Below are 11,607 nucleotides of genomic sequence, written 5' to 3' on the forward strand. Positions count from 1 at the left end.
TCAGCCACGCCTTCCACTCCCCGCTGATGGACGGCATGCTCGACGACTTCCGGGCCGTCGCCGCCCAGGTGGCGTACGAGGCGCCGCGGATCCCGATCGTCTCCACCGTCACCGGCGGCACGCTCTCCGCCGAGGAGGTCCGCGACCCCGAGTACTGGGTGCGGCACGTCCGCGAGGCCGTCCGCTTCCACGACGCCGTGCGCCGGCTCCGGGCCGGCGGCGTCACCACGTTCCTGGAGGTCGGCCCCGACGGCGTGCTCACCGCCCTCGCCGAGCGGAGCCTCGACGCTGACGGCACGCCCGCCGCGCTGATCGCCGCCCTGCGCGCCGGTCGCCCCGAGGCGGCGAACGTGCTGGCCGCCGCCGCCCGCGCCCACGTCCACGGCGCCACGCCCGACTGGCACGCCGTCGGCCGGCCCTGGGGTGGCCACCGGATCGACCTGCCCACGTACGCCTTCCAGCGCCGCCGCCACTGGCCCGAGCCGCCGGCCGGCTGGCCGGTCGACGTCACCTCCGCGGGCCTCGGCGCCGCCGACCACCCGCTGCTCGGCGCCGCCGTCGCCCTCGCCGACGCCGACGGCGTGCTCTTCACCGGCCTGCTCTCCCGGCAGACCCACCCCTGGCTCGCCGACCACGCCGTGATGGGCACCGTGCTGCTCCCCGGTACCGCCTTCGTCGAACTCGCCGTCCGCGCCGGCGACCACGTCGGCGCCCCGCACCTCGCCGAACTCACCCTCCAGGCCCCGCTGGTGCTCCCTGAGCACGGCGCCGTGCAGATCCAGCTCGCCGTCGGCGAGGCGGACGGCACCGGCACCCGCCCGTTCACCCTGCACTCCCGGCCCGAGCCCGACGCCGCCGCCACCGGCGCCGCGCCCACGGCCGAGTACGCCTGGACCCGGCACGCCGCCGGTCTGCTCGCCCCGCCCGCCGACGACCGCCCCGCCGAACCGCTCGGCGTGGACACCTGGCCGCCCGCCGGCGCCGTCCCGGTCCCCGTCGACGGCCTGTACGACTACCTCGCCGACGCCGGCTTCGACTACGGCCCGGCCTTCCAGGGCCTCACCGCCGCCTGGCAACTCGGCGACGAGATCCACGCCGACGTCCGCCTGCCCGAGCCGCACCGAGCCGACGCCCGCCACTTCGGCCTCCACCCCGCCCTGCTCGACGCCGCCCTGCACGGCGTGGGCATGGGCAGCCTGCTGGCGCCCAGCGAGTCCGGCCGCCTGCCGTTCGCCTGGCGCGGCGTCACCCTGCACGCCTCCGGCGCCGACCGCCTGCGCGTCCGCCTCACCCCGGCCGGTGAGGACGCCGTCGCGGTCACCGTCGCCGACACCACCGGCGCGCCCGTCGCCGCCGTCGAGTCGCTGCTGCTGCGCCCCGTCACCGCCGCCCAGGTGCACGCCGCCCGGGCCGTCCACCACGAGTCGCTGTTCACCGTGGCCTGGCAGCCCGGCACCCCCGGCGAACCCGCCGCCACCGGCTGGGCCCTGCTCGACACCGGACGGGCGGACCTGGCCGCCGCGCTCGCCCTGCCGGTCCACCCCGGGCCGGCCGAGCTCGCCGCCGCCGTCCGCGCCGGCGCCGAGGCGCCGCACACGGTCGTCGCCCTGCTCGCCGGCCCCGCCGCCGGTGAGCCGGGCGCCGAGGACACACCCGGCGCCGCGCACGCCGTCGCCACCCGAGCGCTCACCCTGGTGCAGCAGTGGCTCGCCGAGGAAGCCCTCGCCGACGCCCGCCTCGTCCTCGCCACCCGCGGCGCCGTCGCCGTCCACCCCGGCGAGGACGTCACCGACCTCGCCGCCGCCACCGTCTGGGGCCTGGTGCGCTCCGCCCAGTCCGAGCACCCCGGGCGCCTCGTCCTCGCCGACCTGGACGACGACCCGGCCGGCCCGGACCGCCTGCTCGCCGCCCTCGCCACCGACGAACCGCAGCTCGCCCTCCGAGCCGGCGCCCTCCACGTCCCCCGCCTCACCCGGACCGCGGGCGACCCTGCCGCCGCGCAGGACGCCCCGACCGGCCTCGGCGCCCTCGACCCCGACGGGACCGTCCTGGTCACCGGCGCCACCGGCACCCTCGGCAGCCTCGTCGCCCGCCACCTGGTCACCGAACACGGCGCCCGAAACCTGCTGCTGCTCTCCCGGCGCGGCATCGAGGCACCCGGCGCCGCCGAACTCGCCGCCGAACTCGCCGAGGCGGGCGCCGCCGTCACCCTCACCGCCTGCGACACCGCCGACCGCGACGCCCTCACCCGGGTGCTCGCCGACATCCCCGCCGCACACCCGCTCACCGCCGTGGTGCACACCGCGGGCGTCCTCGACGACGGCATCGTCGACGCGCTCACCCCCCAGCGCCTCGCCAGCGTGCTGCGGCCCAAGGCCGACGCCGCCTGGCACCTGCACGAGCTGACGGCCGGACACGACCTCGCCGCCTTCGTGCTCTTCTCGGCCGCCGCCGCCATCCTCGGCGGCCCCGGCCAGGCCAACTACGCCGCCGCCAACGCCTTCCTGGACGCGCTCGCCCACCACCGGCAGGCCCGCGGCCTGCCCGCCACCTCGCTCGCCTGGGGCCTGTGGGCCGAACGCAGCGGAATGACCGGCACCCTGGACAGCGCCGACCTGCAACGCATCAGCCGCGCCGGCGTCGCCGCGCTGTCCTCCGCCGAGGGCCTGGCCCTGCTGGACACCGCCACCGCTCTCGGGGGCGCCGGCTACGTGCCGATGCGCCTCGACACCGCCGGACTCCGCGGCCAGGCCGCCTCCCCGGCGCTGCCGGCCCTGCTGCGCGGCCTGGTCCGCGCCCCCGCCCGCCCGGCCGCGCGGACCGCCGCCGGCACCGGCGCGGCCGACCCGGGCCGCCGGTTCGCCGCACTGCCCGCCGACGAACGGGCCAGGGCCCTGCTCGGCCTGCTCACGGGCGAGGTCGCCGCGGTCCTCGGCCACACCGACGCCGACGCCGTCGAACCCGCCCTCGCCTTCAAGGAACTCGGCTTCGACTCGCTCACCGCGGTCGAACTGCGCAACCGTCTGACCGCCGCCACCGGCCTGCGGCTGCCCGCCACCCTCGTCTTCGACTACCCCACCCCGCAGGCCCTCGCCGACCACCTCGACACCCGGCTCGCCGGCTCGGCCGCCCCCGCCGCCGCACCACCGGCCGCCGCGGCCGTCGTCGACGACGACCCGATCGCCATCGTCGGCCTGGCCTGCCGCTACCCCGGCGGGGTCAGCACGCCCGAGGAGCTGTGGCAGCTGGTCGCCGAAGGCGGCGACGGCGTCTCCGCCTTCCCGGCCGACCGCGGCTGGCCGCTCGACGCCCTCTACGACCCGGACCCCGAGCGCCCCGGCACCTCCTACGCCCGCGAGGGCGGCTTCCTGCACGAAGCCGCCGACTTCGACCCGGCGTTCTTCGGCATCAACCCGCGCGAGGCCCTCGCCATGGACCCGCAGCAGCGGCTGCTGCTGGAGACCTCCTGGGAGGCGATCGAACGGGCCGGGATCGACCCGGCCTCGCTCAAGGGCAGCCGCACCGGCGTGTTCGCCGGCGTGATGTACCACGACTACGTCTCCCGGCTGCCCGCCATCCCGGAGGGCGTCGAGGGCTACCTCGGCACCGGCAGCTCGGGCAGCGTCGCCTCCGGCCGCGTCTCCTACACCTTCGGGCTGGAGGGCCCCGCCGTCACCGTCGACACGGCGTGCTCCTCCTCCCTGGTCGCCCTCCACCTGGCCGTGCAGGCGCTGCGCACAGGCGAGTGCTCGCTCGCGCTGGCCGGCGGCGTCACCGTGATGTCCACCCCCGACACCTTCGTCGACTTCAGCCGCCAGCGGGGGCTCGCCGCCGACGGCCGCTGCAAGTCCTTCGCCGCCGCCGCCGACGGCACCAGCTGGGCCGAGGGCGCCGGCATGCTCCTGGTCGAACGGCTCTCCGACGCGCGCCGCAACGGGCACCCCGTGCTGGCCGTCGTCCGCGGCACCGCCGTCAACCAGGACGGTGCCTCCAACGGCCTCACCGCCCCCAACGGCCCCTCCCAGCAGCGCGTCATCCAGCAGGCCCTCGCCAACGCCGGACTCGCGCCGACCCAGGTGGACGCGGTCGAGGCACACGGCACCGGCACCGTCCTCGGCGACCCGATCGAGGCACAGGCGCTGCTCGCCACGTACGGGCAGGGCCGCTCCGCCGACCGGCCGCTCTGGCTCGGCTCGATCAAGTCCAACCTCGGCCACACCCAGGCCGCCGCCGGCGCGGCGGGCATCATCAAGATGGTCATGGCGATGCAGCACGGCGTGCTGCCGCGGACCCTGCACGTCGACGAGCCCTCGCCGCACGTCGACTGGACCGCCGGGGCAGTCGAACTGCTCACCGAGGCCCGCCCGTGGCCCGAGACCGGCGCGCCCCGCCGGGCCGGTGTCTCGTCCTTCGGCGTCAGCGGCACCAATGCGCACGCCATCATCGAGCAGGCCCCCGAGGAGACCGGCGCCGAACCGCCCGCCGAGCCGGCCGAGGGCGCCCCGAGCGGCGGCGCCACGGTGCCGTGGGTGCTCTCCGCCAGGACCGCGGAGGCCCTGGTCGAGCAGGCCGACCGCCTGCACCGGAGGCTGGCGGAGGACCCGGCCTGGCAGCCCGCCGACGTCGCGCACTCCCTCGCCACCACCCGCACCGGCCTCGACCGGCGGGCCGCCGTCATCGGCAGCAGCCGCACCGAACTGCTCGACGGCCTGGCGGCGCTCGCCCGCGGCGGCACCGCCCAGGCCGAGGGCACGGTGACCGGAGGCCGGACGGCGTTCCTGTTCACCGGTCAGGGCAGTCAGCGGGTCGGGATGGGCTTCGAGCTGTCGGAGGCCTTCCCGGTGTTCGCGGCGGCCTTCGACGCGGTGTGCGCGGAGTTGGACCCGCTGCTGGATCGTCCGCTGCGCGAGGCGATCGCGGATGCGGGGCTGATCAACGAGACCGGGTACACCCAGCCGGCGTTGTTCGCGCTGGAGGTGGCGCTGTTCCGGCTGGTCGAGTCGTGGGGTGTGCGGCCGGACTTCCTGGCGGGGCACTCGATCGGCGAGCTGGCCGCCGCACACGTCGCGGGCGTCTTCTCGCTGGCGGACGCATGCCGGCTGGTGGCCGCCCGTGGCCGGCTGATGCAGGCGCTGCCGCGCGGTGGCGCGATGGTCGCCGTGGAGGCGTCCGAGGCGGAGGTGCTGCCGCTGCTGACCGACGGTGTGGGCATTGCGGCGGTCAACGGGCCGACCTCGGTGGTGGTTTCCGGTGCCGAGGAAGCGGTCCTGGCTGTGGTGGCCGGTCTGGAGGGGCGGAGGTCGAAGCGGCTGACGGTCAGTCATGCGTTCCACTCGCCGTTGATGGACGGCATGCTGGCGGACTTCCGTGCGGTGGCTGCCGGGGTGGCCTTCGCGGAGCCGCGGATCCCCATCATCTCCACCCTGACCGGCACGCTCGTCTCGGCCGAGCTGACCGACCCGGAGTACTGGGTGCGGCACGTCCGCGAGGCCGTCCGCTTCGCCGACGCGGTGCACGTGCTGGAGGCCGAAGGCGTCAAGACGTTCCTGGAGCTCGGCCCGGACGGCACGCTCAGCGCCATGGCAGGGCACGAGGACACCGACGCCGTCCTCACCCCCGCCCTACGCCGCGACCGCCCCGAGCCGCTGACGTTCACCACCGCGCTCGCCCAACTCCACGTCCGCGGCACGGCGCTGGACTGGCAGGCCGTCCTCGCCGATACCGGCGCCCGCCGCATCGACCTGCCGACCTACCCCTTCCAGCGCGAGCGGTACTGGCTGGAGGCGCCCGCCTTCCGGGCCGCGGACGTGGCGTCGGCGGGCCTGGTCGCACCCGAGCACCCGCTCCTCGGGGCCGCGGCCCCGCTGGCCGAGTCCGACGGCTACCTGTTCACCGGGCGACTCGCCGTCGACACCCACCCGTGGCTGGCCGACCACGCCGTCTCCGGCACCGTGCTGCTGCCCGGCACCGCCTTCGTCGAGCTCGCGCTGCGGGCCGGCGAACAGGTCGGATGCGCGCGACTCGAGGAACTCACCCTGGAGTCGCCCCTGGTGCTGCCCGACGCCGAGGCGCTGCAGTTCCAGCTCTGGGTGGGCGCGGCCGCCGAGGACGGCGGCCGGCCGGTGAGCCTGTACTCCCGGCCCGAACACGCCGATCCCGACGAGCCGTGGACCCGGCACGCCGGCGGGGCCCTGGCCGCCGCCTCCGACGGCGCCGCGGCCGCCGACCTCACTGAGTGGCCGCCACCCGGCGCGGAACCGGTCGCGGTGGACGGCCTGTACGAGCGGCTGGCCTCGGGCGGCTTCGCGTACGGGCCCGCGTTCCAGGGGCTGACCGCCGCCTGGCGGCTCGGCGAGGAGGTCTTCGCCGAGGTCGCGCTGCCGCCGACGGCCGAGGCGGACGGCAGCCTGTTCGGCCTCCACCCGGCACTGCTCGACGCCGCGCTGCACGGCACGTTCCTGCAGGGCGGCGGCGACCAGGGCAGGCTGCCGTTCTCCTGGAGCGGGGTCGTCCTGCACGCCGTCGGCGCGACCGCGCTCCGCGTGCGGATCACCCCGCAGGGCGCCGACACCATCGCCCTCGCGCTCGCCGACGCCACCGGCCGGCCGGTCGCCACCGTCGACTCCCTGCTGCTGCGCCCGGTCGCCGCCGATCAGCTGCGCGGTGCCCGCGCCACGCACCACGACGACCTGTTCGAGGTCGCATGGGCACCACTGTCCGCGGACGGCACCGACCGGCCGACCGCCGCACTGGCCGTCATCGGCACCCCCGGGCAGGCCGACGCGGCCGAGGAACTGCACCGGAGCCTGCGGGCCGCCGGAATCGCCGCCGAGACGTACCCGGACCTCGTCGCACTCGCCGCCGCCGTCGCTGCGGGCGCCCCCGTGCCCGGGTTCGTGCTCGCACCCTTCGGCAGCCCGCTCCCGGCGGACGACCCGGGCCGGCCGTCCGCCGACACCGTCCATACCGCCGTCCACCGGGCCCTGGCCCTCGCCCAGGGCTGGCTCGACCAGCAGGCCCTCGCCGACGCCCGCCTCGTGGCCGTCACCCACGGCGCGGTCGCCGCCGCGCCCGGCGAGCGGGCCGACGACCTGGCCGGTGCCGCGCTGCGCGGCCTGCTGCGCTCCGCGCAGGCCGAGAACCCGGACCGCTTCCTCCTGCTCGACCTGGACCGGACCGCCGACTCCGCCGCGGCGCTGCCGACCGCTCTGCCCACTGCGGTGTCCCGCGGTGAGACCGAACTGGCCGTCCGGCACGGCGAACCGTTCGCCCCCCGACTGGCCCGGATCGCCACCGACGCAGCGCTGACCCCGCCGGAGGACGCCGTCGCCTGGCGGCTCGGCATCCCGGTCAAGGGCACCCTGGAGAACCTGGAGCTCATCGAGTTCCCGCCCGCCGTCGCCCCGCTGGAGCCCGGCTACATCCGCATCGGCGTCCGTGCCACCGGCCTCAACTTCCGCGACGTCCTCAACGCCCTCGGCATGTACCCGGGCAACGCCGGCCTGCTCGGACTGGAGGGCGCCGGCGTCGTCCTGGAGGTCGGCCCCGGCGTCACCGACCTCGCCGTCGGCGACCGGGTGTTCGGCATGCTCTCCGGCGGCTTCGCACCCGTCACGGTCACCGACCGCCGGATGGTCGCCCCGATGCCCGCTGACTGGAGCTTCGCCGAGGCGGCCGCCGTCCCGGTGGTCTTCCTCACCGCCTACTACGCGCTGACCGACCTGGCCGACCTGAAGCCCGGCGAGTCCCTGCTGGTCCACGCCGCGGCCGGCGGTGTCGGCATGGCCGCCGTGCAACTCGCCCGCCACCTGGGCGCCGAGGTGTTCGGCACCGCCAGTGCCGGCAAGTGGGATGCCGTGCGCGCCCTCGGCCTCGACGACGGCCACCTCGCGTCCTCCCGCGACCTGGACTTCGAAGAGCGCTTCCGCACCGCCACCGGCGGCCGCGGCGTCGACGTCGTCCTCGACTCGCTCGCCCGGGAGTTCGTCGACGCCTCGCTGCGGCTGCTGCCGCGCGGCGGGCGCTTCATAGAGATGGGCAAGACCGACATCCGCGACGCCGACCTGGTCGCCGCCGAGCACCCCGGCGTCCGCTACCGTGCCTTCGACCTGATCGAGGCCGGCCCGGACCGCATCAACGAGATGCTCACCGCCGTCGTCGACCTGTTCTCCCAGGGCGCCCTCCGGCACCTGCCCGTCACCACCTGGGACATCCGGCGCGCCCCCGAGGCGTTCCGGTACGTCAGCCAGGCCAGGCACATCGGCAAGGTCGTCATCACCGTCCCGCCGCCGCTCGACCCGGACGGCACCGTCCTGGTCACCGGTGCCACCGGCACCCTCGGCGCGCTCGTCGCCCGCCACCTGGTGACCCGGCACGGCGCGCGACGCCTGCTGCTCACCAGCCGGCGCGGCGCCGATGCCCCCGGCGCGGCCGAGCTCAGCGCCGAACTCACCGCCCTCGGTGCCCGGGTGACCGTCGCCGCCTGCGACGCCGCCGACCGCTCCGCGCTCGCCGACCTGCTCGCCGCCGTCCCCGCCGCCCACCCGCTGACCGCCGTCATCCACACGGCGGGCGTCATCGACGACGGCGTGGTCGGCTCGCTCACCCCCGACCGGCTGGACGCCGTGCTGCGCCCGAAGGTCGACGCCGCACTCCACCTGCACGAGCTCACCGCGTCCGCGGACCTCGCCGCGTTCGTCCTCTTCTCCTCCGTCGCCGGCACCTTCGGCGGCGCCGGCCAGGGCAACTACGCGGCCGCCAACGCCTTCCTCGACGCACTGGCCGGTCACCGGCGCGCCGCCGGCCTCGCCGGGCTGTCCCTCGCCTGGGGCCTGTGGGCGGAGAGCAGCGGCATGACCGGCACCCTCGACGCGGCCGATCTCCAGCGGATGGCCCGCGGCGGCATCACCCCGCTCGGCTCCGCCCAGGGCCTGGACCTGCTCGACACCGCGGCGACGCTCGGCCGCGCCGCCCTCGCCCCGGTGGGCCTGGACGTCGCCGGGCTGCGCGCCCACGCCGACCCCTCCGCCGTCCCGCCGCTGCTGCGCGGACTGGTCCGGGCCACGGCCCGCCGCACTCCCCGGGCCGCCGCCGCGGTGGCGGCCGACCAGGGCCGGACGCTCGAACAGCGGCTGGCCGGACTGGACGAGGAGGGCCGCCGCACGCTGCTGCGGGACCTGGTCCGCACCCAGGTCGCGGCCGTCCTCGGCCACTCCGGCCCGGACGCGGTCGAGGCCGAACGGGCGTTCAAGGAGCTCGGCTTCGACTCCCTGACCGGCGTCGAACTGCGCAACCGGATGAACACCGCCACCGGCCTGCGCCTCCCGGCCACGCTGGTGTTCGACTTCCCGACGCCCGCGGCCCTCGCCGAGCTGCTGTTCACCGAGACCGCCCCCGCGGCGGACGCCTCGGCCCGCCCGCTGCTCGCCGAACTCGACCGTCTGGAGGCCGCGTTCGCTGCCGCCCCCGCCCCCGGCGACGACCTGCGCAGCACCCTCTCCGTCCGCCTCCAGGCCCTGCTCGGCCGACTCGCGGCCGTCGAGGAGCCGGCCGCCCCGGCCGTCGACACCGAACAGCTGCGCGCCGCCTCCGACGAGGAGCTGTTCGCCTTCATCAACGACCAGCTCGGCCGCTCCCAGGACGCCGGCTGAGGCGGGAGGCGGCCACGGCCGGGGCCCCGGGGCAGCACCGACGGTGCCGCCCCGGGGCCCCGGGCATCCGCTCAGCTTCCCGGCACCGCCCGGGTCCAGCGGTTGAGCGTCCCGCTCGGGTCGTCGTAGGTGAGCCACGTCCCGTCGCCGACGCCCGGGAGCCGCACCGATTCCTTGAGCCGCGCAGTGGTCGACATGCCGGCCAAGGTAGCGGACCGGCCCGACACCGCGACCTGCGGCGGCCACCGGCGGCGAGGGCGGTACTGCAAAGCCCCACCTAGGGGCCGGATAGGGGTTGAGAGCACCCCCGCCAAACCATAATCTCGCCAAGCGAAATGCAATAGGCGATCTGGCAGAAGCTCCTGGTGCCCGAAGTTGCCGACAACTTCGCCCGGGGGATTTCCACAGGCCATCGGCCATTGCTGTGAAATTCCCGCCGGTGAGAAATCCGTCGAATGACGCGAGCCGACTGGATGCGTTGAAGAGGTGGCATGTCATGGCGAATGAAGAGACACTTCGCGACTACCTCAAGTGGGTGACGGCCGATCTGGCCCAGACCCGCCAGCGGCTCCAGGAGGTGGAGGCGGCGGACCACGAGCCGGTCGCGATCATCGGCATGAGCTGCCGGTTCCCAGGGAACGTCGGATCCCCCGAGGAGCTCTGGCAGCTCGTCAGTGAGGGCCGCGACGCCGTCGACGGCTTCCCCGCCAACCGCGGCTGGGACCTCGGCGCGATCTACCACCCCGACCCGGACAACCCCGGCACCTCGTACGTCGCCGAGGGCGGCTTCCTGCACGGCGCCACCGAGTTCGACCCCGGATTCTTCGGCATATCGCCGCGCGAGGCGATGGCGATGGACCCGCAGCAGCGCCTGCTGCTCGAAACCTCCTGGGAGGCATTCGAGCGCGCCGGAATCGACCCGGCCGCGCTGCGCGGCAGCCGCACCGGCGTCTTCGCCGGCGTGATCTACCACAACTACGCCGCCCGCCTGCACTCCGTACCGGAGGGCGTCGAGGCATTCCTCGGTACCGGCAGCTCCGCGAGCATCGCCTCCGGCCGGGTCGCCTACGCGCTGGCCCTGGAAGGCCCCGCCGTCACCATCGACACCGCCTGCTCGTCCTCCCTGGTGGCCCTGCACCTCGCCGTCCAGTCGCTGCGCAGCGGCGAGTCCACCCTGGCCCTGGCCGGCGGCGTGACCGTGATGTCCACCCCCGAGGCCTTCGTCGACTTCAGCCGCCAGCGCGGCCTGGCCATGGACGGCCGCTGCAAGGCGTTCTCCGCCGATGCGGACGGCACCGGCTGGGGCGAAGGGGTGGGCATGCTGCTCCTGGAGCGGCTGTCCGACGCGCGGCGCAACGGCCACCCGGTACTGGCGGTGGTCCGCGGCACCGCCGTCAACCAGGACGGTGCCTCGAACGGCCTGACGGCGCCGAACGGCCCCTCGCAGCAGCGCGTCATCAAGCAGGCCCTGGAGAACGCCCGCCTGAGCGCCCGGCAGGTCGACGCCGTCGAGGCCCACGGAACGGGCACCCGCCTCGGCGACCCGATCGAGGCACAGGCCCTGATCGCCACGTACGGACAGGACCGCCCCGAGGACCGGCCGCTCTGGCTCGGCTCGGTGAAGTCCAACCTGGCCCACACCCAGGCCGCCGCCGGCGTCGCGGGCGTCATCAAGATGGTCATGGCGATGCAGCACGGCGTGCTGCCCCGGACCCTGCACGCCGGCCGGCCGTCCCCGCACGTCGACTGGGCCGCCGGCGCCGTCCGCGTCCTCACCGAGGACACGGACTGGCCCGAGACCGGTGAGCCGCGCCGCGCCGGTGTCTCGTCCTTCGGCTTCAGCGGCACCAATGCGCACGCCGTCCTGGAGCAGGCGCCGGTGGTGGAGGCGCTTCCCGATGCGGTGGATGTGCCGGCGGTGGATGTGTCCGCGGTGCCTGGGCCGGTGCCGGTGGTG

The 11,607-nt window shown here is 76.1% G+C and carries 3 protein-coding genes; 2 read left to right on the forward strand and 1 reads right to left on the reverse strand.

Annotation, left to right across the window (positions count from 1 at the left end):
- On the forward strand, positions 1-9,650 hold a 9,650-nt coding region (locus ABTY15_RS38730), incomplete at its 5' end, for an SDR family NAD(P)-dependent oxidoreductase (protein WP_502893687.1).
- Positions 9,651-9,721: 71 nt separating this feature from the next.
- Here the strand turns inward: ABTY15_RS38730 and ABTY15_RS38735 are convergent.
- Positions 9,722-9,847, reverse strand: coding sequence for a hypothetical protein (locus tag ABTY15_RS38735; RefSeq protein ID WP_350607019.1), 126 nt, complete (start codon positions 9,845-9,847; stop codon positions 9,722-9,724).
- Positions 9,848-10,146: 299 nt separating this feature from the next.
- Between ABTY15_RS38735 and ABTY15_RS38740 the strand changes: the two genes are divergently transcribed.
- Positions 10,147-11,607: type I polyketide synthase (locus ABTY15_RS38740; protein WP_350607021.1), on the forward strand; the 1,461-nt coding region annotated here is incomplete at its 3' end.

Source organism: Kitasatospora sp. NPDC097643 (genome assembly GCF_040302625.1).
In the GTDB taxonomy this organism is placed as follows: domain Bacteria; phylum Actinomycetota; class Actinomycetes; order Streptomycetales; family Streptomycetaceae; genus Kitasatospora.

Excerpts from the sequence above, each read along its gene's own strand:
- ABTY15_RS38735 (WP_350607019.1), bottom strand. The coding sequence starts at position 9,847 with ATGTCGACCACTGCGCGGCTCAAGGAATCGGTGCGGCTCCCGGGCGTC.